We start from the raw sequence: 26,362 nt of genomic DNA, 5'->3' as shown, positions 1-26,362 counted from the left end.
GGCGCGCGGGAGACTTCCGGCTGCACTACCTCAAGCTCGCTGCCGGACCATCCAGAACCAATGGAGAGCGCCGAACAGGGGAGGAAATCGCATGAAACCGATAATGGGCCTCGCGATCTGGAGCGCTGCAGCGCTCTCAGCTGCGGGGGTATGTGCACAAGCCCTTCCGACCGCCGAGCCGGATGCAGTTGGCATGTCCCCCGAACGCCTGGATCGGATCGAAGCGGCTTTTGAGGCCGAGGTCGACCGCGGCGAGCTTCCGGGCGCGGTGATCATGGTGGCCCGCGACGGCCAGCTCGTCTATTCGACGGCCGTCGGCGAACTCGCCCCGGAGGCCGACACCGCGATGGCCGATGACGCGATCTTCCGCATCTACTCGATGACCAAGCCGCTGACCACCGTAGCCGCGCTGATCCTCATGGAGGAAGGCAAGCTGCAGCTCTCCGATCCGGTGCACAAGTTCCTGCCCGAGTTCGAGGGGCTGGAGGTCAGCCCCGCCGTAGACGACGCCGCTGACGGCGCAGAGCCTGCAGACCGACCAATGACTGTCCAGGACCTGATGCGGCACACTTCGGGCCTCGCCTATGGCGAGCTGACCCAGAACGAGACGATCAAGGCAGCTTATGCCGAAGCCGGAGCCTTCAATCCTGACGGCCTGGCCTTCGATGCGCGTGGGGCCTCCCCGGATGAACAGGTAGCAGGCCTAGGTCAGGCACCGCTCGCCCGGCAGCCCGGCACGCAATGGGAGTACAGTCTGTCGACCGATGTCCTTGGCCGCGTCGTCGAACGCGTATCTGGCCAGCGGCTCGGAGACTTTCTGGAGGAACGCGTCTTCGGACCCCTCCAGATGGAGGACAGCGGTTTTCATGTCCCTGAGAATGCAGCCTTGCGGCTTGCCGAACCCTTTGCCACCGATCCGGCAAGCAGAGAGCCGCTGCCGCTCATCGACGTGAGCCAGCGGCCTGCCAACGACTCTGGTGGCGCGGGGGCCGTTTCATCTGCCGGTGACTACCTGCGCTTCGCGCAGATGCTCGCCAATGGCGGCGAACTCGACGGGGAACGGATCCTGAGCCCGACCACGGTGCGTCTCATGGCCTCCGATCATCTGGGCGAGATCGATCCGGGTGCAGGACCCGGTCAGCTCCTGATGGGATCGCCCGGGTACACGTTTGGCCTCGGCGTGATGGTTCGCGCGCAGGACGGCATTGCCAGCGTCCCCGGTGCGGAAGGCCAGTTCATGTGGGCCGGCTACGGTGGCACCTATTTCTGGGTCGACCCGGAGTACGATCTGGTGGCCGTGCTGATGTCACAGCGTGCCGGTCCGAGCCGTGCGTACTACCGGCGCCACCTGATGCAGCTCGTCTACCAGGCGGTCACCGAGGCCGCGCCAGGTGAAGCTCAGGAGGCTATTCTTCAATAGGGGATCCACCCTGGGGTCAACGCTTTCCAACCCACAAAAACCGCTGAGATAGCTCTCGTGATGGTGAATGGGCCTTGCGGCACGAGAGAGAACCTGAGCTTGAAGACCGATCCCGCCCATCGTCTGAACACCTTCGGCGCCGCCTGGATGATCACTGCCATGGCTGCCTTCGCCGTGGAGGACGCGCTTGTGAAGGCCCTGTCTGGTCTTCTACCGGTCGGCCAGATCCTGACCATCTTCGGCCTGGGTGGCGCGGCAATTTTTGCGGCTATCGCGCGTCGTCAGGGAGACGCCTTGATAACGCCGGATGTTGTGTCGCCCGCGATGCGAATCCGCGTGCTCTTCGAGATCACCGGGCGGCTGTTCTATGTCCTTGCTCTTGCGCTGATCCCGCTCTCGACTGCAACGGTGATCCTGCAGGCAACGCCTCTGGTTGTGGTGGCCTCTGCCGCGGTGATCTTTGGTGAGCGCGTGGGCTGGAGGCGATGGACGGCCATCGTCCTTGGGCTGGCGGGTGTGCTCATCATCCTGCGCCCGGGAACAGAGGGTTTTTCGGTCCTCTCGCTTTTGGCGCTGGTCGGCATGCTGGGCTTTGCAGGTCGTGACCTCGCCAGCCGTGCCGCCCCCAAGAGCCTGAGCACGGCAATTCTCGGCCTCTACGGCTTTCTGGCCCTGGCGGCCGCGGGCCTGCTGTTTTCTCTCTGGCAGGGCGAAGCGTTCCAGCTTCCCCATCGGCGTGCCGCCTTGCTGCTGTCAGGCGCCATTCTTGTCGGTATCGGAGCCTACTCGTGCCTGATGAAGGCGATGCGCACCGGAGACGTGTCTGCCGTCACCCCGTTCCGCTACACCCGGCTTCTGTTCGGTGCCGCCCTGGGCATCCTCTTGTTCGGTGAGACGCTTACCATCGGCATGCTCGTGGGGTCGGGGCTGATCGTGATGTCCGGCCTCTTCATCCTGTGGCGCGGGCAAAAAAAAGGCGGCCGGAGGTTGCAATGCTTTAGACGCCCCACGGATGCCATCAGTCCAAAGGCCATGAGCTGCAAGGTGCAGGCCGCTGCCAAGCCGGAGGCGCACGTAGCCTGCAAGTGAGGGAGTTGCAGGCATTTGAAAGTGCCCGCAACTCGTCAAGCTATCAAACCGCGATCTTGCCGCCGCCTGCCTTCGTGATCACCACCACCGCCGGCCGTGGCGGCACTCCGTCCTGAAAATCCGGCCAGCGCGTCGAAGGATCGTCGAACGTCGAGACGCGTGCAAATTCAGGCCAATCCTCGCCGCCCTCCGCAGGGTGTTGCACGCCGACGAACAGCGACTCCGTGTCCGGCGTAAAGAACGGCCCACAGAGCTCTGCGCCCACGGGGCAGCGGAAGAAGTGCGCGGAGGTGGCAAGGCCTTCCCCATCGGTCGTGATACCCCACAAGCCGTCGGCCCGTCCTGTTTCCTCGGCGCTGTTTCCGTCCGTAGATATCCAGAGCCGCCCCTGTGCGTCGATGACACAGTTGTCCGGCATGCCGAACCAGCCATTCTCCGTCGTGTCCGGGCTGAACGTGGCGCCGACTTCTGCGATCGATGGGTCTCCACATTTGACGAGGATCGTCCAGTTGAACGTCTCGGCCGCATGGTCGCCCTCCGGCGCGATCATCGACACGATATGGCCGAATGCATTCTCGGGCCGCGGGTTGGCGGCATTTACGTCTTCGGCGGCGCGACGGGTGTTGTTGGTCAGCATCACGTAGATCTGCCCATCCGGACCCGGCGCGATGTCCTCCGGGCGATCCATTTTGGTAGCACCAAGAGCGTCAGCCGCCAGCCGCGTCTTGATCAGAACCTCGGCTTGGTCACGGAACCCGTTTTCCTCGGTCAGAGGCCCTTGGCCATGAACAAGCGGCAGCCACTCGCCGGTGCCGTCAACATTGTATTTGGCAACATAAAGCGTCCCCTCGTCCAGCAGGTCCATATTGGCGGCACGGTCATCGGGATCGTAGGCGCCCGCCGTTACGAACTTGTAGACATAGTCGAACCGCTCGTCGTCGCCCATGTAGACGACAAGGCGGCCGTCGCCGTTAACGACGTTCTCAGCGCCCTCATGCTTCATGCGGCCAAGGGCGGTTCGCTTCTTCGGCACCGAATTGGGGTCCGTCGGGTCGATCTCGACCACCCATCCGAAGCGGTTCGGCTCATTCGGTTCCTTCGCGACCTCGAAGCGGTCGTAGAAGCGGTTCCAGGCATACCAGGCGCCGGGGACGCCATAGCGCTCCATAAGGTCGAGGTTGTCGAGCCCGCCGAGGATCTCGTTGCGCCGAGCAAGGTAAGCCGCTTCCCGCTCGTCTTGCGCCTTAGTCTGGGCCTGAGGGTCGTCATATTGAGCCTCAACAACCGGCAGCCCATCTTCGGGCACATTGACGCCAAAATAGCCGTTGAAGTTCTCCTCGGCAGAAAGCCAGGTGCCCCAAGGGGTGACGCCGCCCGCACAATTGTTCAGCATGCCCAAGACGCGCCGTCCTTCAGGATCAGCGCTGGTCTTCAGCAGGTCATGACCCGCCGCAGGGCCGGTAATCTCCATCTCGGTTTCTGCCGTGATCCTGCGGTTGTACTGGGAATCCCGCACCACCTCCCAACGACCGTTGTTCTTGCGGATTTCGGCAATCGATCCGCCATGCGCCATCAACTCGATGTCGACCAGCTGCTGCGTCATGCCTTCGAACCCGGCCTTCCCCTGCTCGCGCAGACCTGGGAACATCAACTCCTCGGTGGTGTACTCGTGATTCACCACAAGAAGAGCACGCTGAGAAATGTCGTCGCCATTTGGTGTCGGCACCAGGCCGATGAAGTCGTTGTTGTAACCGAACTGCCGCGCTTGTGCGTCCGCGCTCTGGTTTTGCGGATCGAAATCGGGAGCGTCGGGAAAAAGCGGATCACCCCAACGGAGCAGAACATTGGCATCGTAGCCCTCCGCCACATGATGCGTCTCGTCGACGCCGGCAACGACTTCTTTAAAGTTGAAGATCGGCTTTGCTTCCGTCGCCTCGGCTCGTCCGGCCAACAGCGCCATCGGGCTTACCGTCCCTGAAATGGCTGTCACCGCCAGCGCGCCTTTGAGCATCCCGCGCCGCGAGTACCGGGCTGCGATGACCTCGCCCATTGTCGGGTTCAGTGTCGTGTTCACTCCATCGTCGCCCATGTCTTCCGGGCTGGAATAATGCCGCCTTGGGTCTAAGATACGGTTCATGGTCCATCCTCATCCGGTAGATTCTGCCTGCCATGCTTGTCCGAGCGTAAGCTGGTTAGCATTGCTTTTCCACAACAGAACGGTGACAGGCGGAAGGCAGAGTTCTTCAACAGGCAAGCCTTTCCCTTTTCCTCGGCTCCCTCAGGAGAATGGCTTCTTGACACGTCGCGGCCAAGCGCAAGCTGGCTTGCCGCTCGACGACGGAGCGCGACACGAATTTCCCGATACTGTCACCAGATAAAATGTCGCCTGTTCCTGTGTTAGAAACGTGGCTGACCTCTCGACCGAACGAGGAGCCGACCCCGACGCGCCCACATCCCACAGGACCGTAGAGTTAGGGCCGGCGCTGCTGTTACTTGCAGATGCCGCCATTTGGTTTAGCGTTCTGCGCGCCTGCTCTGCCAACTTTGCGGGCACCATAAGAGCCATGACCGCTTCAGCTGCGCGGGGCGCGGCACGCTTTTCACCCCGGTTCTTTCCGCGACGCGGGCTCCCCATCAGCGTATATCGGCTGCGCTGCTTTCCGAGCGGTCCGACCTTTGGCGGATCCGCGTTCTGCCGGACCATGACATGAGTCAGAATCTTGCTTAGGCGCTTGTTCCCAGCAATTGCGGCGCAGGCGACCCGCTGCCGCCGAAGGTCGAATGGAATGAGCCCATGAGAAACCTTCCCAGTGGATCTCAGATGGCCGATCAGGATAGCTGAGATGACTTCTTCATTGCATGGATACTTGTGCATCGGGTGCCGGAACGCCCCGCGCGAGCGGGGCGTTCTTCATCATCTTGTCATCGTAAGAGTAGCCATCAGGCGACGTTTTCAGGGACACCGCTCTCGAGGAACGGGTAGTCGATGTAGCCTTCGGCGCCGCCCCCATAGTAAGTGCTGCCGTCGCCTTCGTTCAACGGCGCGTTCGAGCGAAGTCTCTGCGGCAGGTCGGGGTTGGCAATGAAGGGCCGCCCGAAAGCCACCGCGTCCGCATGCCCCTCCGCCACGGCCTTCGCTGCAGTGTCCCCGTCATAGCCACCATTGACGATGTGGAAGCCGCTCCACTTCGCCCGCAGCCGCTTCATGATGTCCGCCTGAGTGGCGTCCGTTTCGGCTCCCGGAGCCTGCTCGACCATGTGCAGGTAACCAAGCCCGCGCTTGTCGAGTCGCTCCACAACATAGCCATAGTTCGTCGCAGGGTCGCTGTCGGAAACGCCATTGAACTGCCCGAGCGGTGAAAGGCGCACCCCGATGCGGTTCGCAGGCCAGACTTCGGACACGGCGTCCAGCACTTCTTCGAGGATGCGCATCCGGTTCTCGACCGACCCGCCATAGGCGTCTGTGCGATCGTTCACGCCGTCCATCAGAAATTGCTCAAGCAGGTATCCGTTGGCGGCATGCACCTCGATCCCGTCGAAGCCTGCCTCCTTGGCCGCTTTCGCTGCCGTGACGTAGTCCGCGATAGTTTCCCGGATACCTTCCTCCGTCAGCGCGTCGGGTTTGGACACTGGCTCAAAGCCGTTCTCGGTATAGGTAGATGCATCCGCCGCCTTGTCGGTCGAGGATACTGGGTTCCGGCCTTCGGGGAGAAGGGATGTGTGGCTGATGCGGCCGACATGCCAGAGCTGTACAAAGATACGGCCGCCGGCGGCATGAACCGCATCCGTGATGTTCCTCCAGGCAGCCACATGCTTACCGTCATAGATCCCCGGCGTCTTGATGTAGCCCTTCCCCATGGCCGAGATCTGGGTCGCCTCCGTAACGATCAGACCGGCGGCCGCGCGCTGACTGTAATAGGTTTCGGCCATCCTGGCTGGAGTCCCATCGTCAAGGGCACGGTTGCGCGTCAGGGGCGCCATCAGGACCCGGTTGGGAAGCTCGAGATCACCAAGTTTGACGGGTTCGAATAGCCTGGACCGTTCGGTCATTTGTTTTCTCCATCGCGTTACCAACTGCTGACCTATGTTCTGTGACGCATGCTTCAACTGTCGGCATTCCACATAGTCTGTGCGTAAGTGCCGACGGATGCGCGGAACCGCAGGAACAAACCCCGATCACCTCTCGCTCGACACCCCTTTTCACCTTCACCGTGACCAACACAAGTTTGAGTGCCCCAACTGCGAATATCATTAAGATCCATAAGAGCCTGAACCTGACGCTGCGCCTGCATGCTCAGCCAACGTCCTGAGAAGCGCCTTCACACAGAACCAGGTTTCTGCCACTTGCCGCCGAGCTCTCCGGTAAACCCGGTTGAAGGCGTCATTGTTGCAAAGCCGGGCGGCCGCCATCGGAGACCCGGCCGGATCATCTGAAGAGCAATGATGGTGACGACACATAGCGAAACGGCCATCTTTTCGCTTTGCGAGTGAAGAGAGCACAATGCTGCTATGCAGCATCGGCGGTTGTCGCCAGCGCGCGGACGGCCAATCTTGGGTGCAGGGAAGGAAACCCACCTCAACCCGCAAGGAATATCCACATGGCAACCATCGCATCTAACCACCATGCATCCACCGGCCTTTCCGCCGCGACCCTGCTGGCTCCCTTCCGTGCTGTCGGCCGCTTCATGATCATGCTCGCAGAGTCCAGTTTGCAAGTGCGCGCTCTGACCCGTCTCAGCGAAATGTCGGACGATGAACTGTCTGCGAAGGGCCTGAGCCGCAATGCCGAGATCCGCCGCATCATAGGTGCGTCTGCCGCAGTCTGACCTCACCAGCCTATCGCTCTGACAGTCACGCGGCTCCGCCGGAACCGCTTTCCGTCCGCACGCCGTACCAGTGCGAAATGCCGATCGGCAGGACCACAACGGGGCCACCAGCCCCGTGCTCTTGGTCAGCAGCACCCTCCGCGGATCGCTTCCAGAGCACCATGTGCTGCGGCTGGCCGGTACCGAGTTCAGAACCAACTTTTCCGCAAGGATACCTTCCATGAAAAAGATTTTGCTTTCCGCTATCTTCTCCCTCGCCATTGCAGCTCCCGCGGCCGCGGAAGTGACCTCTCTGTCCGCGCCGCTTCAGGCCGGAAGCCTGCACACCGGCGCCCTCGATATGACGGCTTATCGCGTTGATCTTCCCGATGGCGCCCATGAGGTCACAGCCACTTTCCGCGCCCGCACCGGCGGTGAGCCGCAGCGTGTCGTCATGCGTCTTGAAGACAAAGACGAAGTCCATTTCTCCATGCCCGGCGCCTCGCAGACGGTCTACACTTTCGCCCGGCTGGCCGACGTCGTGGAAATCTCGGCCGAGAGCGCGTCGGTGCAACTCGCCTCTCGGTAAGAAGCCATCTGCCAGCACCGGCGCCCGTACGGGCGAGACCGGCCGCGCGGGCAGCACTTCAAAGGCGCCGACCTCCCCAGGTCGGCATTTTCCGTTGGTGACCTGACCGAATATCTCGACGAAAATGGGATGGACCATGTCCGCGGCACCCCAAATCACCACAGACGCAGGGCGGGATTGGATGCAGGCACCAGACGCTCAAAAACCGCATTCTTCTGGAAAACCACGACCTTCAGGCCGAACTCGAGGCGGCCATCGTAACCGTTGTCGAGCACTCCAACCACCGCTATGGCGAGAGCCTCGGCAACCTCACGCCGGCGAACGTCGACTTCGGGCGCGGCCCGGCCCTTCTGGCAGAAAAGTAGAAGATCAAGAAGCGAACCATGCAGCGCCGGCGCTTGGTCCATCAGCGCTAGGCAGCATAACCTCAACCCACAGCCAGAGCCCTCCTGACCAGATCAGCACGCCTGTTCCAAATCGTGGAACTACGGACAGCATGTTCTAGACATCTAGACCGGAATTATGAATGCTGTGGCAGTCTGGCCGCTGAAGGAGGCCGCTGAAGGAGATAGGTTCCAAGTGAAGAAGCGGGCTTTTCGAGGGAGGAGCGGCCGGACCCGCGAAGGCTGCCATCATCCACTTCCTAATCAGCTTCCTTCTCTTAAAGGGTAACTTGCCCAACCGACACTGACACCATTGAGGGAGACCATTCGATGGCAGCCGAAGCCTACGTATTCGACGCGTATGGGACACTCTACGACGTGCAGTCCGTATCGCAGGTCATTCGTGAGAAATTCCCCAGGCACGGGGAGCTCATCACCCAGGTTTGGCGCCTGAAGCAGCTGGAATACACCTGGCTTCACTCTCTTATGAACAACTACCGAAGTTTCTGGGACATCACAAAGGACTCCCTAACTTACACGCTCGAGGCGGTGGGAGTGCAGAGCGACGCCGCCATACGGGCCGAGATCATGGGCAGTTATCTACGCCTCGACCCCCACCCCGACTGCCACTCTGCTCTTGACGCACTGGCAGGAATGCCACTTGCAATATTGTCGAACGGCGACCAGGAGATGCTGGACAGGTTGGTTGAGAATACCGGGCTTGACCGCAAGCTCCATGCCACGATCAGCATAGACAAGGGCGGCATCTTCAAGCCAAGTGGCGCCGCCTACGAGCTTGTCGAAAAGCGGCTGAACGTAAAGCCGGAGAACGTTATCTTTGTTTCTTCGAACGCATTCGACGCATGCGCAGCCAGAAATTTTGGCTTCCGGGTAGCCTGGATCGAACGCGTCACCCAGACCGCAATGAATGCAGAGGTCGACATGGCCGAGGTGGTGGGCCCCTCGACCATGTTCAAACTGCTGCGAATGCAGATGGAACACTTGGGGATGGAGCCGGATTACAGGCTGACTTCGCTCAACGATCTGGCTGCTTTGCGACGACCTCCGATCTGATAAGGCCTCAGTCTCCAGTTGTTCAGCCCCCGCACCCGGCGCCTGAAGACCAAAGGGATTTTCTGTCCCGAAGCTGGAAGCCTGCGGCGGGAAGAGAAGAAGCGCTAGGGTCGGAGGACAGCTGACTCCGATTGCTGACGCGGTTGAGCTGCTGCCGGTTTTGTGGATACGTAGATAAGATCGTGACCAAGGAACTGGAGAATGGATGTGAGGAGACGGAGGTTCAGCCCTGAGTTCAAGATCGAAGCCGTCAGGATGGTGACGGATCGAGGGGTGGCTGTGGCACAGGCCGCCCGTGATCTGGATCTGTCCGAGAGCGTGCTGCGCCGCTGGATGAGGGAGCTGACCGCAACTGCTTCTGCGGCCTTTCTCAGGAGCGGGCAAATGGGTGCTGATCTGGCCGAGATAGCCGCCCTGAAGAAAGAGGTTGTCCGGCTCCGGGCGAAGCGTGACATCCTCAAGAAAGCGACGGTGGGTTCAACCGGTCAGCGCAACGGCTCTTTCGAACATAGCAGCCGGCGTCTCGAAGCCAGGCGTTTCAGGCCGCGGCAGCAGCGCGCCCGCCACCTCCTCCTCCGTGAAGCTTTCGCGCGCAGCTGTCCTGCGATTGCTGAACACGGCCGACAAGCCCACTGGTGATCGGCCGCGCCGGGAACTTCGCGACCGCGATGCAGGCCACTGGCGGAAGGGCAGCGGCAGAGGGGAGGCGGTCCAGCTTGTGGAGGGGCATGCAAGTTCTCTGTCGTTGTTCATCCACCCTCTCAGCCACGTCCTTGGCGAAAGGGAAAGAGGAACTCCCTGCTTGCTGAACGCCGCGTTATTCTAGATCGCCGCCTAGCCATGTAGCTGATCCCCCGCTACATCTCGCAACTGGTGCCGACGCCCGCCTGCGCTCGCACCGTCGTTTTAGCAGGGGCCGGGCGCTGTCCCGTGCGCGGGATCATCGTCCACTGCCGCTACGCGTCGCTTATGATCCATCCTCCGAGACGGCGCGACCAATGGGAAACATGTCCTCCCCATGGTGGTGAAGCTTGACGTGACGGCGACGGCAGAGCCACCTGACGTTCAGGGGCTCGTCGTAGCGATCGTGATGGGCAGCGACCGTCTCGGCCCCACAGACTTCGCAGCACTGCCTCACAAGGGGGCCCGTTCGCTCAACCAGCAGAATTCGCGTTCTGTTTCTCCGGTCGAAAGACGTGACATGGGTTCGCGCTTATAAATAATCTTCGCGACACGCTTTGGTTGTAGTGCGCCTTTAGGAGGAACTCTTCCGTGCCGCGCCACAGGCCGGAGATTAAGTAAGATTGTACATAGTTCTTGGTCTTGACCTCATCCAGCATGCTTACTTGGCGCACTGGCAACTCAGCCACGTGAAGGAGGTATTGTAAATGTTTCCAGGTGATCTGAAGGGATGGTTGGGCCTCGCACAGTTTCTGGCGCAGCGGATGGCCGTCCTCATCGTGCTGATTTCAGCCACCCTCGCCGCCTGCGCCTCGCTGGCCGCCGTCCTGGGCATCCTTCCCTGGATCGGCCTGACGGCCCGGATCTCGGGAGAGCCTGTCCATCTGGGGATGCCCATCCAGCTGACCCTCACGATCTTCCTGCTTGGGTTGACCGCATTCCTGCCCTCCTCCGCCCGCGTCATGGCTCTGGAAGTTTCGCACCGGCAGTTCAAGACTTCCATGGAGGACGTCGCCCGCGCCTATCATGCGGCCCATGCAGCAGACCGGAGTGGCGTCTTCAGGCTCAAGTCAGAATACGATGCCACCCGTGAGCGGCTCGACTTTCTCCACCGGCATCCCGATCTTATCAATTTGAAGCCGGAGCTTCTCGAGCTCGCCGCCAAGATGAGCTTCAATGCCCGTGATCTCGCGCAAGTCTATGCAGACGACCGGGTGCAGGAAGCCAGAACGTTCATTCAGGATCGGCAAGGCGAGTGCGTGCGCCTGGAGGCTGAAATCGAGCGTGCTCTGGCGACCGTTGCAGAACTTCGCGGGCTTCATGAGCAAGTCGATGCGGACGAGGAGCGGGTCGCCAGGCGCATCGAAAGGCTCCAGGCGGATATCCTCGAGATCATGCACATCCTCGGCATCGACCCTGAATTCCACGGGCGCCGGCCACGCCTTGCTGCCGAATAGCGTGGCCTGCCAGCATGGCGGAACCTTCTGCAGCGCAGCGTGTTGAGCGCGGTCCACAGTGTTCCTGTTCCGAGTTTCACGTCATCGTCCCCAGTATCCCTTTACAGCTCGCCCCGCCTCTGGCGGGGCTTTTTTGCTGCCGGGCTGCTGGCATGCGCGGCAGAGCATCACTGGCAAGTCCCTGAGGCCATTAGCCAACTTCCTAAAAACCGCGGAAGGTCCCGCAACCTTCCGCGGCAGGATGTGTTGGGCTTCATTCCCTGTGTCCAAATTTTCTGTGTCTATTGCGAGCGCCCATTTTTAAAAAGCCCCGCCTTTTGGCGGGGTTTTTTTGATCCGTGGAACGCGCAAGGGAGGCGGGTTCACTTCAACGTTTGCAGCCGACTGTAGCGATAACGCGTCTCGCTGACGCCAAACGCCCGGCAGACCAGTGCGATGGTGACCCCTCGGTATTCCACTGCCTTGGCGGCCCTCTCGCAACGCTGAGATGGCCGCGTCTGTCAATGGCGGTGCAAAATCCGGCCAGGCGGCGGCGTAAAGCCGGGCCAGGTAGCGGTGGCCGGCGCCATGGCGCGCGCGCTCACCATATAGCTGGCGCGTGCCATGGCGCATTGGCTCTTTGGGCCAAGCCGAGGCGATGTGATGTCAGGATCCTTGTTGCCTCTTTCGGGCCGTGCTGTTGGCGAGGCGATAACTCTCGCCGTTCATCTCGAGGATGCTGACGTGATGGGTCAGCCTGTCGAGCAGTGCGCCGGTGAGGCGCTCGGAACCGAAGGTCTCGGTCCACTCATCGAAGGGCAGATTGCTGGTGAACAGGGTTGAGCCGCGCTCATAGCGTTGCGAGATCAGCTCGAACAGCAATTCGGCGCCGGTCTTGGATAGCGGCACGAAGCCCAGTTCGTCGATGATCAGCAATTTGACGGCAGCCATCTGTTTTTGGACACGAAGCAGGCGGCGTTCGTCGCGGGCCTCCATCAGTTCGTTGACCAGGGCTGCCGCGGTGGTGAAGCTGACCGACATGCCCTTCTGACAAGCCGCCAGCCCGAGGCCAAGGGCAACGTGCGTCTTGCCGGTGCCGCTTGGGCCAAGGGCAATGACGTTCTCGCGCCGGTCGATCCATTCGCAGCGGGCCAGTTCCAGCACCTGCATCTTGTTGAGCTTCGGAATGGCGCTGAAGTCGAAGCTGTCGAGGCTTTTGACCGTGGGGAATTTGGCGACCTTGATGCGGCGCTCAACCATCCGCCGCTCCCGGTCAATCAGCTCCAGCTCAACGAGCCGGGCGAGATATCGGACATGATCCATGCCTTCGGCCGCGCATTGCCGGGCCAGCTTCTGATGTTCTCGTAGGAACGTCGGCAGCTTCAGGGCCTTGAGGTGATGGGCGAGCAGGATTTCCGGGACGTCGTTCATGCCGCGTCCTCCGCATTGCCCGACAGCAGCCGCATATAAGAACCGCATCTGGTCTTCTCGACTGTCGTCCGGGGCAAATAAGGATAACAGTCCAGGTCCAGCCGGGGCGGACGGCGTTCCACACGACAAAGCAGCAGGTGCTTTACGGCGTCGAAGCCAATCGCGCCCATCTGAAGCGCCTGCTTCACCGCGGCATGCAGATCAACCAGGTCGAAAGCTTCCAGCAACCGCAGGACCTGGACGTATTCGCGTCGGCCATGCCGGTTCCTGCGTGCTTCCATCAGCCGTCGCAGGGTAGCAAACTCCTCGGGAAGCTCCCAGCCCTGCAACGGCGCGGCCTGATCGAGTGCATTGATCTTCTGCTCCAGCAGCGGCAGGTAGTGGATCGGGTTGAAGATGAGTTCATCGCGATCCCAGCATCGAGGGTGGCGGGCAATGATCTCGCCCCGGCAGCCGATCACCACGTCGTGGACATAAGCCCGGATCCAGACATCCTGATGGGCAAAGGCGACCGGCACCGAGTAGTCATTGGTCTTGTAGCGCACGAGCGATTGCGATGAGACGCGGCCGGTGCTCTGATCGCAGGCGTCAAAGGGTGACGCAGGCAAGGATCGCATCTCTGCCAGATCGCGGTGCAGCCGTGCGCCGATCGTTTCGCTTTCGCCGCGCAGGACATCGTGCTGGCGCTTGCGGCATTGCTCCTCCAGCCAAAGGTTGAACGCCTCCCAGGTCGCGAACTCGGGGAGCGGCACCATGAAGTTGCGGCGGCAATAACCCACCAGGCCTTCGACATTCCCCTTGTCGTTGCCTTTGCCAGGGCGGCCGTAGTGATCCCGCATCAGGTAATGCGACAGAAACCCGCTGAACAGGGTGGCCCGCTTGCGGGTGCCATCGGGCAGGATCTTTGCCACCAGGCACCGGTCATTGTCATAGACAATCGACTGGGGGACCGCCCCAAAGAAGGCAAAGGCATGGATATGACCGTCCACCCAAGCCTCGGCGACCGCAGCAGGATAGGCGCGGACGTAACAGGCGTCACTGTGCGGCAGATCCAGCACGAAGAAGTGGGCTTTCTGTTCGACACCGCCGATCCTGACCATCGCCTCGCCGAAGTCGGCCTGCGCATGGCCTGGTGGATGCGCCAGCGGCACGAACACTTCCTGGCGCCGCCGTTCCCGCTCCCGGATGTAGTCCTTGATGATCGTGTAGCCGCCGGTGAACCCGCATTCGTCACGCAGCCGGTCGAACACCCGTTTCGCCGTATGTCGCTGCTTCCGCGGCATGGAGCGATCCGCCTCAAGCCAACCCTCAATGATCGGGATGAAGGGATCAAGCTTCGGCCGCCTGACTTCGGCCGTCCGCCGGGAACCCGGCGGCACCGAGAACGTCATCATCTTCGCAACCGTATCGCGGGAGATGTTGAAGGCCTTCGCCGCCTGACGCTGGCTCATACCCGCCACGCAGGCTTGGCGAACCCTGAGATATAGTTCCACGCTGAAAATCCTCGCGCCCTCCCTGCTGCCGCAGAAAGGGAAAGGGTGGACGACTTTTACGCCGCCCGCAGCAGCTCCATGCCGCCACTTCCGTGGACTAATTTTGCACCGCCGTTCTCAAACGGCTTCAATGTTGAAGACGCAGCCAAAGTCGGTTCAGTCACCTGCAGCAAACCAGTAGCATCTGATGCCTTTCCTTCCGAACAACCGGCGCTGGCGAGCAGGTCTCAGCCCATCGGTGGCCAGGCCAAGCGCGCCTTCGACATTGCGCTGGTCCTGCTCGTCCTGCCGCTGCTGGGCATCCTGATCCTGGGAGTAGCGCTGTTGATCAAGCAGTCCGACAAGGGGCCGCTACTTTATGGCCACCGCCGCATCGGCTTCAACGGCCGCGAGTTCAAGTGCTGGAAGTTCCGGACCATGGTCGTCAACGGCGATCAGGTCCTGGAGGAGCATTTCCGCCATCATCCAGGCGATCTCATCACTTGGAACACGCAGCGCAAACTGTCAGACGATCCGCGCGTCACCCCCATCGGCAGGGTGCTGCGCAAGCTGAGCCTTGACGAGTTGCCCCAGCTCCTGAACGTCCTGAGCGGCGAGATGAGCCTCGTGGGCCCTCGTCCGGTCGTGCAGGACGAACTGGCCTTTTACGGCAGGACAGCGCGCTTCTACCTGGCGAGCCGCCCCGGCCTGACGGGTCTGTGGCAGGTCAGCGGGCGCAGCGACACGACTTACGCCGAACGCGTCCGCCTGGACCGCCACTACGTGTCACGCTGGAACCTGCTCAGCGACATCCGCATCATCGCCAGAACTGTGCCCGCCCTGCTCTCCTCCGAGGGTGCACGTTAGGGAGTGTGCTGGGGGCATCACAAGCGATCTTGTGGACGGGCAGCGCTTTTGAAAGTGGGACTTTCGCCTTGTTCGCCTAGGGTTCCTCATCTCATGATGTCACTGAAGGTGAGGTCGTTCGTCATTCTTCGTACCCACGTCGAACACTTCAGTTGATCCAATGAAGATCCGGCGGCCCTGGCTCGTTACACCCCAAACGCCGGCGCTCGAGAAGCTCACGACAAGTCTCTCCCCTTCGGGCATGCCCTGGAACACCAGACAGAGGTTTTCCGCCATGTCGGCCGTGAACTCTGCCGAGGCATGAACCTTCACCCCTCTTGGCCGGATACGATCTGCAACCTGATTCATTTGATCCTCCTCCCGAAGTAGCGGCATGCCCATCCGGATCTGCGTGAACAGGAGACTGCTAAAGGCGTGCTTGATCCAGTGGAGTTTGCCCCCGATGAGGATCCCCCCGCTCCCTCGGACTGTCGATCAGCGCTCAAATCCTGCTTTCTCGTCTGTCCTGCATGCGGCATTGCCAGCGACGGATGTTCCACTGTGGATGCGCGTCCTTCCAGCGGGCGACCTGGGTCTGCCCGTGGATCATGCAGGTCATCATGCTGACCTCGCGTGCATCGAACAGGAGGCTGAAGTCGTGGCATTGCTGTGGGGGGCTGGCCAATTGCGCCGAGAGTGCGCAGGCGCTGATCAACATCTCGATCATAACAAGGCTCCATTTACAGAACACAGACTTGTTTGTGCCCTCAAGGCAAGAAGCGCCACAAAGGCAAGCGCATTTCGCGTCTTCCGTAGGTGCGGGTTGTACGCGAAGAGGCGCGCTTCTAAGACTATTGTCTGATTAGAGGTGCCGGAATACTCCGGACGGGGTAGGACAAGTAATGCGACGAAACGGAGGGCCGCCGATGCCTCCTCCAGACAAGCCGCAGCAGACAAGCAACCTGGTCGAACATATCTATGCCGCCCTGTTCGGGGAGGCGTCGCGGCAGACATTTCTGAATGGACTCCGCGCTGATCCGACCGTTGAGGCGCATGATGCAGGCGGATGAGATGCTGCCGCGCGAGGACCTTCTGCGGACGCCATTCTTCAACGAAGAACTGTGAGAGCAGGGCATCGTGACGGTGATATTCAGCCGTGACGAAAAGCGCGACTTCTTTTTCAGCATCGTCTGCGCCGATGTGGATGAGGATCAGCTGAACCGCGCCAGGCGCATCATCCCCATGCTCACTCCGCATCTTGCGCGGGCCTTTGGCGCCGGTGGGCCAACTGGCACGGAACCCGCACCGGAGGGGTCGTGCTTGTCGTTATCGATAAAATTTGCAGGAGCCAGAGGCGGTTCTGTCGCACAGACGACATGCCTGCGCCCCGCGATGTTTTAGCTGGTTATGGTGCCGTTTCTTGCGCAGGCACGGAAAAGCCTCTGTCAGAAACGACCCCCTGCGCATTTCAGCAGGATGTAAAATGTTACGCCGTTGTACTTTTTATCAGGAGCCTTGTTATGCTGACACGCGATGATCTCACAGATGACTCCGTCGACATCACCGAAAAATGGCGCGCCGCCACTGGTGAGACCGACTGCCAGGCAACCGCCTTCAGGCGAGGAGGTTTGGTCGCCACAGTGATCGTTCGCAGCTCCGACAGCGTCTTCATGTGCCGCAGTGCAGTCGCTGCCATCCTGTCGCCTGACGTTCTCAGCTCGATCGAGACATAGGCCGCGCACCCCAGGAGCAGCTACGTGGCGTCGCGGATGCGCCGGATGCCTGCGTAACGGGGTCAGCCCTGTGGTTGTGAGGGAAGAAGGTCCGAGAGCTCCATGAGAAACCCAACGCGAGCGGCGAAGCCGACAAGCCCGCCGCTGCCACCTTGCAAGTGCTTCATGCCAGCTGAAGATGGGACGCGTTCCGGTTTCCCTTGCGGCCGGTCTGCTACTGGCCCTGCGTCTCTGCGTTGGTGATCAGGTGCAAGAAGCCATGCGGTCGACCCGGCCGCTCGGCAAGCGCAATACCTGTGCATCCGGCGTCAGGAGCGCGCCCGCGCTGGTCGCGTTGTTGAGGGAGAGCCCGTTCGGCGGACAGTCCCTCAGTGTCAGGTTCTAGCGAGGGCGTCGCGTCCGGATGTCGTTAACCGAAAAACCCCTTGCCGCTCGCGTTCCCGACTCAGGCGCGCCAAGCTCGATGGAAGTTACACCTTTGCCGGACGAGATATCAGCGGTATTCCGAAGGGACTGCAGTCAGCCGTCCGCGATGTTCTGGTCCGGCCTGCCGGCGGAACCCGTTGGCTGGGACTGCCGGCCCTTTTGGGAGGAGGGGCCGGCAGTTCATCTTCGGGTGTGACAGCGGCGATCAACCTGAACCTGCTCGCGCGGCTGAACGGTGAAGCGGATGCGGAGTTCGACCTCGACCGCTTTGCCCATCGGGCCGTCTGGAACGCGCGTCGTTCAGGTCTGTCTCGCCTATCCGAAAATCTCCAATCCGCTCCGATCTTGCGAGTTATTCACGCCGCTCCCTGCTTTAGGGGCAAAGTTGACGACTACCCCCATTTCTCTTGACTCGTGTCCGGAACCTCTCCCATCAGAAGAAGGATAGGGGGGTTCAGGCATGCACTGCAGCAAACAGGTGATAAACAAGAACAAGCTAAGGCATACGGAGGAGAGGATGCCTGCCCAGTTGGACTCAGGGGGCAGCAGATCCACTTCCATGGCAGGTGCAGTCATAGAGGCTGTCAGGTCCATCACGTCGGTTGTGGTGGACGCCTTCGTTGATCGTTCCCCACGATAACCTTTCTCATGCCCTGACATAGGCTGTGCTCCACTCCAAGCCGTTGTTCCTTGGTATCGGCTGCACCCCATAGGTCCGACATGGGTCATTCTGCAGTTCCTCCTGGTTGCGTTCGCCCAAGTGGCGTCCGGAGGGCCAACCCGCGTTCGTTCTGGATGAACATCACGTGGCGCTTCGGGAGGACCTCTTTCGGGGTAATGATGGACCTGTTATGACTTCTCCACATGACCGTGCCTCATCCTGTTGCCCCCCCCTCTTCATTCCAAGCCAGACGCGCCTCAGCCTCTCTTGGGTATGGTTCTCGGGCTTGTTGGAGTCGTTATCTTCGGGGCCACACTTCCCATCACCAAGCTGGCGCTCGCCGATTTTTCGCCGGCGTTCGTGACCACGGGACGCGCGGTGCTGGCCGGACTTGCTGCCCTGGCGTTGCTGGTTGTGCTGAAGCGCTCGGTGCCCTGGCCCGTCCTTCCCTCGATCGCACTTGCCGCGCTCATGCTCGTATTTGGCTTTCCGGGTCTTATGGCGGTCGCGATGCAGACGGTTCCGGCAGCACATGGCGGGGTGATCCTGGGCGTGCTACCTCTTGCGACCGCGGGCTTTGCTGCACTCCTGGCTGGTGAGCGCCCTTCCGCGGCATTCTGGGGCTGGAGCGCTACCGGGGCTGCATTGGTTGCAGCATTTGCATTGCGTGAGGCCGGTTTGCTCGTTGCGGCAGGTGATTTTTGGCTGCTGGCCTCTGGCCTCTGCGCGGCATTGGGATATGTGATCTTCGGCAAGCTCGCCCGCAGAATGCCTGGTTGGGAGGTCATCTCATGGGCATTGGTGATCACTCTACCTCTGTCGCTGATTGGCGCCCTGCTGAGTTGGGAGTCGGGATTTGCTGCGGCCACCCCCCGTTCCATCGGGGCCCTGCTTTATGCCGCCTTCTTTTCTATGTTCTTGGGCTTCTTCGCCTGGAACACCGGGCTCGCTATCGGAGGCATCGCACGTGTGTCGCAGGTTCAGCTGCTGCAGAGCTTCGTGACGCTAGCGGTGGCCGCGACACTGTTGGGGGAGAGCATTCCACTTTCGACTTTCTTCTTCGCCGCCGCCGTTGCCGGCGTGGTATGGATGGGGCGCCGCTCAAGGATCGGCTGACATGACGAGACTTCACTCATGAGCACGCTCCTGATCGCGTCGCACAATCGCGGCAAACTGGCTGAGCTTGCCGAACTGTTAAGCCCCTTGGGCGTGACATGCCGGATTGCCCCCGATCTGCACCTGCCCTCGCCGCCTGAAACCGAGACTACGTTCGCAGGCAACGCACGTCTCAAAGCTCGTGCCGGCTACAAGGCTACCGGTCTCGCCACCTTGGCCGACGATAGCGGCTGCACCGTAGAAGATCTTGCCTGAGCGCCCGGCGTCCTGACAGCTGATGGCCTGCCCCCTGAAAAGTGGTCCTCCCTGAAGTATGGTTTTTAAGCCAGTTGGAGGATCAAGGAATGCCCCAGAAAAGACATAAGCCGGAAGAGATCGTCGCGAAGCTTCGGCAAGTCGATGTGCTGGTATCACAAGGCCAATCGGTGGCCAAGGCGGTGCGGCTGATCGGCGTGACGCAGTTTACCTACTACCGGTGGCGCAAGGAGTTTGGTGGGCTGAAGTCCGACCAGGTGAAGCGGCTGAAGGAGCTGGAGAAGGAGAACGAGCGCCTGCGGAAGGCCGTCTCGGACCTGACGCTCGAGAAGCTCATTCTGAAGGAAGCTGCCTCGGGAAACTATTAAGCCCCGCCCGCCGCCGTGCCTGCGTCGATCATGTGCGGGTGAAGTTCTCTGTCTCAGAGCGCTTTGCCTGTCGCGTGCTTGGACAGCATCGATCGACGCAAAGGAAAACGCCGCGCGGACGAGCCGACGAGGATGCACTGACCGCGGACATCGTCGCCCTTGCCACGCAATACGGTCGCTACGGCTACCGGCGCATCACGGCAATGCTGCGTGATGCCGGCTGGATCGTGAACACCAAGCGCGTCGAGCGGATCTGGCGGCGGGAGGGGCTGAAGGTTCCCCAGAAGCAACCGAAGAAGGGCCGGCTCTGGCTGGGAGACGGGTCCTGCATCCGTCTGCGGCCGGAGCGATCAAACCACGTCTGGTCCTACGACTTCGTCGAAGGCCGGACCTATGATGGGAGGAAGTTCCGCATGCTGAATGTCATCGACGAGTTCAGCCGGGAGTGCCTGGCGATCAGGATCGATCGAAAGCTGAACTCGACCGCGGTGATCGATGTCTTGACCGACCTTTTCATCTTGCGAGGTGTGCCCAGTCACGTTCGCTCAGATAACGTCCTATGTCAGGAGCGAACGAGCGCTTAAGGCGTCAGATCACGGGGCATCCGAGCGACTGGATACCCTGAAGATGTTCGCCCGAGCGGGCTCCGCCGTCAAGAAGTGGTCTCTCCCATGAGCCGAATACAGGGTCGGCCAGAACGCCGCCCTCACCGTCCTTAAGACGAGATCCTAATTCCCAAGCGGAAGGCCCGAACATTATCTACGAGGTCGCTGTTGGCGCCTCCACGGCTCTACAGAGAGGGGTCCTTCCGCTCGGGCTCGCCCCTGCAAAGAAGGGGCGATAGGGTTCGCCGGATTTGATCACGGCGTGAATGGTGCGCGCCATCTTTGCGGCGATGGCTGTGTAGGCCTTCCGACGGAGGTCGGGATTATGCCGATCCTGTGCAATGTAGCGCTCGAATTTGTCTCGGAAGCTGTTAGCCGGCTTGAGCACGGCGGCCTGGCTGGCCAACCACAGCGTCCGGCGCAGGCGGGCATTACCATACTTCGAGATCTTGCTCCTGCCGCGGAACATACCGGATTGCACGGTTGCCAAGTCCATTCCGCAGAACTTCAGGAACTGGCGGTGATGTCGGAAGCGCCTCAGATTGCCGGCCTCTGCTAGAACGGCGAGGGCATTGATCGGCCCTATCCCCGGGATGGTGCGCAGCAGGCGATAGTCCGGATTGTCCGGGAGTAACTCGACAGCGCGGGCTTCGATGACATTGCGCTGCTGGATCAGACCACGCCCCTGAGCCTGAACCAGGCGGAACATGCGGATCGCATCCGAGTCCGGCGCAACAGGCAGGCCCACCGAAGTTCTTGACGTCTCATAGATATCCGCCAAAAGAGCTGCCTTGCCGACGCGCCGGCCCACAACCGGCCAAGCCTCAGCAATGAACTCGTCCTTTTCCATCGCGGTGATCATGTGGGGCGACGGAAAGGCCTCGAGGAAGGCAAGAAACCAATCTCCGCGCGAGCTGCGGTGGAACCGGTCCGCTTCCGGAAAATAGAGCGGCAGATAGTGGGTCAGAATGCGGTGCCAGAGCTCCGTCTTGGCCCGCGCAATCATCTCATAGGTCTTCGACAGTTCCTGAATGTCACAGGTGCCCGCGACCAGAGGATCGTGGAAGACCTGCACGGCGCCGATCTCCAGCATGTGCAGGATGACCTGCGCATCCTTCGGGTCATTCTTGTCCCAGCTGTTGTGGAGCGCTTCGCGGGTGCGGGCGAGCGCCAGCGAGGAAACGAGCTTCAGCTCGAAACCGGCTGCACCAAGGGCGAACATCAACGCACGATGATAATTGCCGTCAAGGCAGTGCCTTGACCCTCAAACCCGATGGTGACGGGTAATCCGAAGCTGCGAAGGGTCCCGATCAGCCGCTCGTAGTCCTCAGCGGTGTTCAGCACCGTCAAGCGCCTGCGGCGCGTCCTGCCTGGAACCGCAATCAGCACATCGTGCCTGTTCTTGGAAATGTCGACGCCTACCAGAACGCGAGCATCCGACATATGATTGACCTTGGTCATGACTGGGTCTCCTCCATGGTGTGGTTCGCAAAACCACCATAGAGATCTGAGCCCGGTCATGGCCGCCCGCTGCGCGATTTTGTTGGCTCCGCGCACGGCCATGACCTTCTCCGGCGTGCTGTTCCCAACATGCTATGGGCCGGAGTTCATCGCCACAGCCGTTCGCAACTGGATCGATGCTGTTGGAGCGAAGACCGCATTCATCGAACGGGCAGCCCGTGGGAGAACGGCTACTGCGAGAGCTTCAACTCGAAGCTCCGCGACGAGTTGTTGAATGGCGAGATATTCTACTCGCTCGCCGAGGCTCGCGTCGTGATCGAGCTGTGGCGCGTCCACTACAACACCATCCGGCCCCACTCGTCCCTGGGCTATCGACCACCCGCTCCAGAGGCCATTCACTGGCCGTCAAAGCCAGATCAATCATCTCCCCCGTCGACACCTGCCTTGGCACAAAGGCCTATCATGCACTAAGACTTAAACCGGACCACTCGATAGGGGCAGGTCAGCAGGATCACCGATCCAGGATAGTGCAGCCCCTTGAAGTCAATCGCCATGCCTTCAAACCCGCTCATACCGTTGATGCGATCCGATCTGCAGCATCTCAAGCCCAAGAAAAAGAGCAAAGGTTTGCGACACTACCGTCAAGCGTAACGCCGCAATACGAAATCCCAAACGTGTTCGACCTTGCTGTCCCACAATGCCTGAGGATAGGGATTTTCCGGCAGCGCGTTGAGGCGCTGCCTAATCTCGGTCCAGACCGCACCCCGCGTTTCCTGCCCACGAACCCAGTCTATCGCGCTAGTCAGGTCGTGCAGCCTCTCCAGCAGGGATCGCGCCACCCGTTGACTTCCTGCTCCTCCGCCTTGGTGAGCTTGGGCTCCGGGGTGGTCAGCAGATCGAAGATCGCCAGTTCCTCTTCCGTCAGTTCCTCGCGGGCGGCGCGTTTCTCCTCCACGTTCATTTCGCCGATGAACGCCTTCAGTGCTTCGAAGAATTGCTCAGCATCGACCGAACCTGCGTTGTAATTGGCAACCATCTTTTCCAGCCGCTCCACCAAATGCTGCCGGGAGGAGTTGGCTTCAGCCATTTTCCGGGCCATGTCCTCTGCCCCCTCTCGCAGCTTTTCAGTGGTGACTTTAGGGCTGGTGGCGAAAAGATCGGCCAGCTTGTCGAAGTCGATGCCGGAAAGGTCCACGCGCCCCTTGGCGGTGTCGCCTTCAACAATGGGCGTCAGGATCGCAACGCCTTCCAGCTTCTTGTCGAGCAGTTCGGCGATGCGGGCGGCGATGGCGGATATATCGACCGGCCCCATCTTTGCCTTCACCGCGTCGGATAGGGTGTGGAACACGGCAACTGGCCGGAGATAGGGCGCAGCCCGCTCATCGGGCAGCAGCGCCTTGTAGGCTTTGGTGACGGCAGCAGTCATGCGCAGGAACTCACGGCGGCGCTCGTCTGGCGCGATCAAGACCTCCACGGCCTGATTGATGAGCCGCAGCCGGTCGAAATCGTGCACCTCCGTGATGGCTTCCGGTTCAACGCACAATGGCTGGACGAACGCCCGCGCCGAGGTCAGCGCATCTTCAAGGCTAGCGACAAGAGCCTCCTTGTCCTTGATCGGCGTTTCCTCGCCCCCGCCGCCCGCGTAGATGGCGAGCGCCTTCTGAAGGTTCTGGAACACGCCGACATAATCAACGATGACGCCTGATGTCTTGCCCTCTGCCCGGCGGTTAGCCCGTGCAATGGTCTGCATCAGCGTGTGATTCTTCCTCGGCTTATCGAGATAGACGGTGCCGATGGTGGGCACGTCGAAACCGGTGATCCACATCGCGCAAACGAACACCAGCCGCAACGGGTCATCGGCATCCTTAAACTTGGCCTCAATATCTTCCCGCTGCATCCGCTCGCGGTGGGGCAGAATGTCGAGGCCCTTCTTGCGCAGATCATCGAACTCGTTCTGGCTCTGGCTGACCACCACCGCCATATCGAGTTCGTGCAGCCACATCAGCCGCTCGGCTATCGCCGCGCCTTCCGCCTCATGGGCAGTCTTCAGCCGTTCCTCGTCCTGCGCAATCAGACGGGCGACCTCCAGGCGACACGCAAGGGGTTCGAAATTCGCGAAATGTTCTTTCGAAGAGCAGCATTAGGCGGTAGCGCCGAAGCCCGAGTAGCTCGCTGGGCCGCTGTCCGTGAGCTACACACCACATCGTGCGCCAACGCGCGAGCGCCAGGTCAGGCCGCGATGGGTGTCCGTACCTTTTCATTACGAATGTAGTAGCGCGAACCCTCCTTTTTGGAGGACCTGCTGAAACCGATCTCAACATCGCGATCGAGCTTCACCATGATTTCGAGAAGCTTCTCCAAGGAGAAGCCACGGAGTTTGCCGTTCTTGAGCGCGGAGATTTTCGGTTGCGGCAGGCCAAGGAGTTCGGAAGCCTGGACCTGAGTCAGATGGCGATGGCGCAGGATGGAGTTGATCTGACCAACGATGGCGGCCTTCAACTTCAGTTCGGGCGCATCATCGAGACCGAGATCGGCAAAAACGTTGCCGCTTCCGACTTCGATCTCCAGCGGCGATTGATCTTCGGTCATTTTTTCTTCCTTTTTGTTGCCTTCTGCGCCTGGGCGAGGTGCTGCTTCACCTGGCTCAGACGGGTCTTGATAAGATCGATATCGGGCTTCGGCGTCTTGATCCCTGCCGTAGACTTCTTCTGAAACGAGTGCAGGACGTAGATGTCTTCTCCAAACTTCACCGCGTAAACCGAGCGATAGGTGTCGCCGTCATGATCCGCCACGATCTCGAAGACACCTGCACCCAAGCCGGTCAGAGGCTTAGCGAAAACTGCCTTGCGACCCATCTGAGCTTCGCTCAACGCGTAGCCCACCTGCGTCCGAACCTCCTGCGGGAAGGTCATCAGCTGCTTCTTCGAGTCGTAGAGCCACTTAACTGGCCGTTCACTGTTATCCGCCAACCTCACCTCTCTATACCAATATAGGTATAAAATCCATCTGTCACAAGGGCATCGTCAACTTGCGCCCTCGGATCGTAGAACGCCTTCTTCGTCGGCGCGTCAAGCGACGGCAACTCCCGCGACGTCGCCCCAGATCGCGTGAGCTTGTCGTCTCGTTTGTCTGCGGTGGTTGGCGGTGGTTGGCGGTGGTAGTGGTCGGCGTTCTGAAGAGATTGGCAACCTGGTCGTGGGTGGCGAGGAACCGCGGCGCTTGTCCGGGCGACTTGAAGCGCTTCATGATCCGCTCCCGTCGTCGGTGTGTTGGATGTCACCCAGAACTGACCCAGCAGCAGTCGGAATTGCCACTGAAAACTGACCCATGTGGAACCTTGCCCCTGACGGGATTTGTCGGGGGATATCGGAGTGATCGACATGGGATTTTGAGTGTTATTCGACGTAGGGCATTGCGGGACAAGGTGCCCATCCGCGAGATTGCGCGGCGGACCGGGCTGTCTCGCAACACCATCAAGAAGTATCTGCGGACGGGGGTTGTTGAACCTGAGTTCCAGACCCCGGCGCGGCCAAGCAAGCTGGACGCGTATGCGGAGAAGCTGTCAGGCTGGCTGGTGATGGAGCAGCGCAAATCGCGCAAGGATCGACGCACCGCCAAGAAGATGCACGCCGATTTGGTTCGGCTTGGCTATGAAGGCTCGTATGAGCGTGTGGCAGTCTTCGTGCGGACCTGGAAAGGAGACCGGCAGCGCGCACAGCAGTCGACCGATCGCGGGACATTCGTGCCGCTGGTGTTTCAGCCGGGCGAGGCGTTCCAGTTCGACTGGAGCGAGGACTGGGCCCATGTCGGCGGCGAGCGCAACAAGTTGCAGGTGGCCCATATCAAGCTGTCGCACAGCCGGGCGTTTCTGGTCAGGACCTATCTGCTCCAAACCCACGAGATGTTGTTCGACGCGCACTGGCACGCGTTCCGGGTTTTCGAGGGCGTGCCGGGCCGCGGGATCTACGACAGCGGGAATTGTCCGCCATCGGTCCAAGGACAATGGACGCGAAGACGGCGGTGGATCGCGTGGGTGTGGGCAAGAAGCGCGATGTGAATGCGCGGTTCATGGCCATGACCAGCCACTACGTTTTTGAGCCCGATTTCTGCAACCCGGCGGCGGGCTGGGACTGCGCCAGTGAGGCGCCATCGGTCCAAGCCCGCTGGCGCAGGGACAGGTCGAGAAGAACGTTCGCGATGCGCGCCACCGGCTCTGGCAGGTGATGCCGGCCTTTCCGGATCTCGATGCGTTGAATATGTGGCTTGAGGAACGGTGCAAGGCACTGTGGGCCGAAACCGCACATGGCAGCCTCCCCGGTAGCGTCGCCTATGTCTGGGAGGCAGAGAAGCCTGCACTGATGCCGTTGCCCACGGCCTTCGATGGCTTTTTCGAACACGAGCCAAGCGGGTGTCACCCACCTGCCTGATCACCTTCGAACGCAATCGTTATTCTGTGCCGGCAAGCGGCGATGTTGCGCAAATCAGCCCCGAGCATGACTGCCCCCTTTCCC

Annotated in this window: 22 protein-coding genes and 6 pseudogenes; 15 read left to right on the top strand and 13 right to left on the bottom strand. The window is 60.9% G+C overall.

The genetic code is table 11. From position 1 onward, the window contains the following. Window positions 1-193: 193 nt before the first annotated feature. Together ACZ2G3_RS20025 and ACZ2G3_RS20020 are read left to right on the top strand one after the other, a co-directional pair. Window positions 194-1,420, top strand: coding sequence for a serine hydrolase domain-containing protein (locus tag ACZ2G3_RS20025; protein WP_470400217.1), 1,227 nt, complete (start codon window positions 194-196; stop codon window positions 1,418-1,420). A gap of 99 nt (window positions 1,421-1,519) precedes the next feature. Continuing rightward, window positions 1,520-2,509, top strand: a complete 990-nt coding sequence (locus tag ACZ2G3_RS20020; protein ID WP_470400216.1) for a DMT family transporter — start codon at window positions 1,520-1,522, stop codon at window positions 2,507-2,509. Window positions 2,510-2,552: 43 nt separating this feature from the next. On the opposite strand, the gene ACZ2G3_RS20015 is transcribed toward ACZ2G3_RS20020, so the two are convergent. Continuing rightward, window positions 2,553-4,646: a PhoX family protein gene (locus tag ACZ2G3_RS20015; RefSeq protein WP_470400215.1), complete on the bottom strand. Its 2,094-nt coding sequence runs from the start codon at window positions 4,644-4,646 to the stop codon at window positions 2,553-2,555. 803 nt (window positions 4,647-5,449) lie between these two features. Continuing rightward, window positions 5,450-6,559 carry an alkene reductase gene (locus tag ACZ2G3_RS20010; RefSeq protein WP_470400214.1) on the bottom strand — a complete coding sequence of 370 codons (1,110 nt, stop codon included), beginning with the start codon at window positions 6,557-6,559 and terminating at the stop codon, window positions 5,450-5,452. A gap of 548 nt (window positions 6,560-7,107) precedes the next feature. Between ACZ2G3_RS20010 and ACZ2G3_RS20005 the strand changes: the two genes are divergently transcribed. Together ACZ2G3_RS20005 and ACZ2G3_RS20000 are read left to right on the top strand one after the other, a co-directional pair. Next, window positions 7,108-7,335: a hypothetical protein gene (locus ACZ2G3_RS20005; RefSeq protein ID WP_470400213.1), complete on the top strand. Its 228-nt coding sequence runs from the start codon at window positions 7,108-7,110 to the stop codon at window positions 7,333-7,335. A gap of 220 nt (window positions 7,336-7,555) precedes the next feature. Next, window positions 7,556-7,903, top strand: a complete 348-nt coding sequence (locus tag ACZ2G3_RS20000) for a hypothetical protein (RefSeq protein WP_470400212.1) — start codon at window positions 7,556-7,558, stop codon at window positions 7,901-7,903. 155 nt (window positions 7,904-8,058) lie between these two features. Here ACZ2G3_RS20000 and ACZ2G3_RS19995 read toward each other — a convergent pair whose 3' ends face one another. Then, complete coding sequence (locus tag ACZ2G3_RS19995; protein WP_470400211.1) at window positions 8,059-8,310, bottom strand: hypothetical protein; 252 nt, start codon at window positions 8,308-8,310, stop codon at window positions 8,059-8,061. Window positions 8,311-8,616: 306 nt separating this feature from the next. On the opposite strand from ACZ2G3_RS19995, the gene ACZ2G3_RS19990 reads away from it, so the two are divergent. The 3 genes and pseudogenes from ACZ2G3_RS19990 (at window position 8,617) to ACZ2G3_RS19980 (ending at window position 11,498) form a co-directional block, all read left to right on the top strand. Continuing rightward, window positions 8,617-9,360, top strand: coding sequence for a haloacid dehalogenase type II (locus ACZ2G3_RS19990; protein WP_470400210.1), 744 nt, complete (start codon window positions 8,617-8,619; stop codon window positions 9,358-9,360). A gap of 207 nt (window positions 9,361-9,567) precedes the next feature. Next, a pseudogene (locus ACZ2G3_RS19985) lies at window positions 9,568-9,825 on the top strand (transposase); the annotation flags it as partial. A 923-nt stretch (window positions 9,826-10,748) separates the two neighbouring features. Beyond that, window positions 10,749-11,498: a DNA repair protein gene (locus tag ACZ2G3_RS19980; RefSeq protein WP_470400209.1), complete on the top strand. Its 750-nt coding sequence runs from the start codon at window positions 10,749-10,751 to the stop codon at window positions 11,496-11,498. A 383-nt stretch (window positions 11,499-11,881) separates the two neighbouring features. On the opposite strand, the pseudogene ACZ2G3_RS19975 reads toward ACZ2G3_RS19980, so the two are convergent. The 3 genes and pseudogenes from ACZ2G3_RS19975 to istA (ACZ2G3_RS19965) form a co-directional block, all read right to left on the bottom strand. Beyond that, window positions 11,882-11,995 (bottom strand): annotated as a pseudogene (locus ACZ2G3_RS19975) (IS3 family transposase); the annotation flags it as partial. A 148-nt stretch (window positions 11,996-12,143) separates the two neighbouring features. Next, window positions 12,144-12,908: an IS21-like element helper ATPase IstB gene (gene istB / locus ACZ2G3_RS19970; RefSeq protein ID WP_470400208.1), complete on the bottom strand. Its 765-nt coding sequence runs from the start codon at window positions 12,906-12,908 to the stop codon at window positions 12,144-12,146. Continuing rightward, on the bottom strand, window positions 12,905-14,401 hold the full coding sequence (istA, locus tag ACZ2G3_RS19965; protein WP_470400207.1) for an IS21 family transposase: 1,497 nt from the start codon (window positions 14,399-14,401) through the stop codon (window positions 12,905-12,907). Before istA (ACZ2G3_RS19965) ends, istB begins: the two co-directional genes overlap by 4 nt. 45 nt (window positions 14,402-14,446) lie before the next feature. Between istA (ACZ2G3_RS19965) and ACZ2G3_RS19960 the strand changes: the two genes are divergently transcribed. Beyond that, window positions 14,447-15,247: a sugar transferase gene (locus ACZ2G3_RS19960; protein WP_470400206.1), complete on the top strand. Its 801-nt coding sequence runs from the start codon at window positions 14,447-14,449 to the stop codon at window positions 15,245-15,247. 99 nt (window positions 15,248-15,346) lie between these two features. On the opposite strand, the gene ACZ2G3_RS19955 is transcribed toward ACZ2G3_RS19960, so the two are convergent. From ACZ2G3_RS19955 to ACZ2G3_RS19945, 3 genes are all read right to left on the bottom strand, one after another. Further along, window positions 15,347-15,595 carry a hypothetical protein gene (locus tag ACZ2G3_RS19955; protein WP_470400205.1) on the bottom strand — a complete coding sequence of 83 codons (249 nt, stop codon included), beginning with the start codon at window positions 15,593-15,595 and terminating at the stop codon, window positions 15,347-15,349. Window positions 15,596-15,728: 133 nt separating this feature from the next. Then, window positions 15,729-15,953, bottom strand: coding sequence for a hypothetical protein (locus ACZ2G3_RS19950; protein ID WP_470400204.1), 225 nt, complete (start codon window positions 15,951-15,953; stop codon window positions 15,729-15,731). Continuing rightward, window positions 15,950-16,483, bottom strand: coding sequence for a hypothetical protein (locus ACZ2G3_RS19945; RefSeq protein WP_470400203.1), 534 nt, complete (start codon window positions 16,481-16,483; stop codon window positions 15,950-15,952). The genes ACZ2G3_RS19950 and ACZ2G3_RS19945 overlap by 4 nt, the downstream gene beginning before the upstream one ends. Before the next feature lie 263 nt (window positions 16,484-16,746). Between ACZ2G3_RS19945 and ACZ2G3_RS19940 the strand changes: the two genes are divergently transcribed. From ACZ2G3_RS19940 to ACZ2G3_RS19920, 5 genes and pseudogenes are all read left to right on the top strand, one after another. After that, the gene (locus tag ACZ2G3_RS19940) at window positions 16,747-16,959 is read left to right on the top strand and encodes a hypothetical protein (RefSeq protein ID WP_111298309.1); all 213 of its coding nucleotides are present in this window, start codon (window positions 16,747-16,749) and stop codon (window positions 16,957-16,959) included. Between the two features lie 618 nt (window positions 16,960-17,577). Next, window positions 17,578-17,796 carry an L-histidine N(alpha)-methyltransferase gene (locus ACZ2G3_RS19935; RefSeq protein ID WP_470400202.1) on the top strand — a complete coding sequence of 73 codons (219 nt, stop codon included), beginning with the start codon at window positions 17,578-17,580 and terminating at the stop codon, window positions 17,794-17,796. Window positions 17,797-18,319: 523 nt separating this feature from the next. After that, window positions 18,320-19,162, top strand: coding sequence for a DMT family transporter (locus ACZ2G3_RS19930; protein ID WP_470400231.1), 843 nt, complete (start codon window positions 18,320-18,322; stop codon window positions 19,160-19,162). Window positions 19,163-19,180: 18 nt separating this feature from the next. Beyond that, entirely contained in the window at window positions 19,181-19,417 is a 237-nt protein-coding gene (locus ACZ2G3_RS19925) for a non-canonical purine NTP pyrophosphatase (protein WP_470400201.1), read from the top strand. Window positions 19,418-19,506: 89 nt separating this feature from the next. Further along, window positions 19,507-20,339, top strand: a pseudogene (locus tag ACZ2G3_RS19920) (IS3 family transposase); the annotation flags it as partial. A gap of 205 nt (window positions 20,340-20,544) precedes the next feature. Here ACZ2G3_RS19920 and ACZ2G3_RS19915 read toward each other — a convergent pair. Continuing rightward, window positions 20,545-21,851 (bottom strand): annotated as a pseudogene (locus ACZ2G3_RS19915) (IS110 family RNA-guided transposase). A 136-nt stretch (window positions 21,852-21,987) separates the two neighbouring features. Between ACZ2G3_RS19915 and ACZ2G3_RS19910 the strand changes: the two are divergent. After that, window positions 21,988-22,322 (top strand): annotated as a pseudogene (locus ACZ2G3_RS19910) (integrase core domain-containing protein); the annotation flags it as partial. Window positions 22,323-22,653: 331 nt separating this feature from the next. On the opposite strand, the gene ACZ2G3_RS19905 reads toward ACZ2G3_RS19910, so the two are convergent. The 3 genes from ACZ2G3_RS19905 to ACZ2G3_RS19895 form a co-directional block, all read right to left on the bottom strand. After that, complete coding sequence (locus ACZ2G3_RS19905) at window positions 22,654-23,853, bottom strand: type I restriction enzyme endonuclease domain-containing protein (protein WP_470400200.1); 1,200 nt, start codon at window positions 23,851-23,853, stop codon at window positions 22,654-22,656. A 227-nt stretch (window positions 23,854-24,080) separates the two neighbouring features. Further along, window positions 24,081-24,440, bottom strand: a complete 360-nt coding sequence (locus ACZ2G3_RS19900) for a helix-turn-helix domain-containing protein (protein ID WP_470400199.1) — start codon at window positions 24,438-24,440, stop codon at window positions 24,081-24,083. Then, a complete protein-coding gene (locus ACZ2G3_RS19895; protein ID WP_470400198.1) occupies window positions 24,437-24,763 on the bottom strand; it encodes a type II toxin-antitoxin system RelE/ParE family toxin in 327 nt (108 codons plus the stop codon). Before ACZ2G3_RS19895 ends, ACZ2G3_RS19900 begins: the two co-directional genes overlap by 4 nt. A gap of 473 nt (window positions 24,764-25,236) precedes the next feature. On the opposite strand from ACZ2G3_RS19895, the pseudogene istA (ACZ2G3_RS19890) reads away from it, so the two are divergent. Further along, window positions 25,237-26,316, top strand: a pseudogene (istA, locus tag ACZ2G3_RS19890) (IS21 family transposase); the annotation flags it as partial. Window positions 26,317-26,362 lie beyond the last annotated feature (46 nt).

Source organism: Paracoccus sp. KKT209 (genome assembly GCF_055635455.1).
Note: the sequence above shows the minus strand (reverse complement) of the source record. Positions and strands in the feature narration are given on the sequence as shown.

Bases quoted from the DNA above. Each gene is read 5' to 3' on its own strand.
- ACZ2G3_RS20025 (WP_470400217.1), top strand. From the start codon at position 194: ATGTCCCCCGAACGCCTGGATCGGATCGAAGCGGCTTTTGAGGCCGAG.
- ACZ2G3_RS20015 (WP_470400215.1), bottom strand. From the start codon at position 4,646: ATGAACCGTATCTTAGACCCAAGGCGGCATTATTCCAGCCCGGAAGAC.
- ACZ2G3_RS20010 (WP_470400214.1), bottom strand. From the start codon at position 6,559: ATGACCGAACGGTCCAGGCTATTCGAACCCGTCAAACTTGGTGATCTC.
- ACZ2G3_RS20005 (WP_470400213.1), top strand. From the start codon at position 7,108: ATGGCAACCATCGCATCTAACCACCATGCATCCACCGGCCTTTCCGCC.
- ACZ2G3_RS20000 (WP_470400212.1), top strand. From the start codon at position 7,556: ATGAAAAAGATTTTGCTTTCCGCTATCTTCTCCCTCGCCATTGCAGCT.
- ACZ2G3_RS19995 (WP_470400211.1), bottom strand. From the start codon at position 8,310: ATGGACCAAGCGCCGGCGCTGCATGGTTCGCTTCTTGATCTTCTACTT.
- ACZ2G3_RS19990 (WP_470400210.1), top strand. From the start codon at position 8,617: ATGGCAGCCGAAGCCTACGTATTCGACGCGTATGGGACACTCTACGAC.
- ACZ2G3_RS19980 (WP_470400209.1), top strand. From the start codon at position 10,749: ATGTTTCCAGGTGATCTGAAGGGATGGTTGGGCCTCGCACAGTTTCTG.
- istB (WP_470400208.1), bottom strand. From the start codon at position 12,908: ATGAACGACGTCCCGGAAATCCTGCTCGCCCATCACCTCAAGGCCCTG.
- ACZ2G3_RS19955 (WP_470400205.1), bottom strand. From the start codon at position 15,595: ATGAATCAGGTTGCAGATCGTATCCGGCCAAGAGGGGTGAAGGTTCAT.
- ACZ2G3_RS19950 (WP_470400204.1), bottom strand. From the start codon at position 15,953: ATGATCGAGATGTTGATCAGCGCCTGCGCACTCTCGGCGCAATTGGCC.
- ACZ2G3_RS19945 (WP_470400203.1), bottom strand. From the start codon at position 16,483: ATGCGGAGTGAGCATGGGGATGATGCGCCTGGCGCGGTTCAGCTGATC.
- ACZ2G3_RS19940 (WP_111298309.1), top strand. From the start codon at position 16,747: ATGCTGACACGCGATGATCTCACAGATGACTCCGTCGACATCACCGAA.
- ACZ2G3_RS19930 (WP_470400231.1), top strand. From the start codon at position 18,320: ATGGTTCTCGGGCTTGTTGGAGTCGTTATCTTCGGGGCCACACTTCCC.
- ACZ2G3_RS19925 (WP_470400201.1), top strand. From the start codon at position 19,181: ATGAGCACGCTCCTGATCGCGTCGCACAATCGCGGCAAACTGGCTGAG.
- ACZ2G3_RS19905 (WP_470400200.1), bottom strand. From the start codon at position 23,853: ATGTGGCTGCACGAACTCGATATGGCGGTGGTGGTCAGCCAGAGCCAG.
- ACZ2G3_RS19900 (WP_470400199.1), bottom strand. From the start codon at position 24,440: ATGACCGAAGATCAATCGCCGCTGGAGATCGAAGTCGGAAGCGGCAAC.
- ACZ2G3_RS19895 (WP_470400198.1), bottom strand. From the start codon at position 24,763: ATGACCTTCCCGCAGGAGGTTCGGACGCAGGTGGGCTACGCGTTGAGC.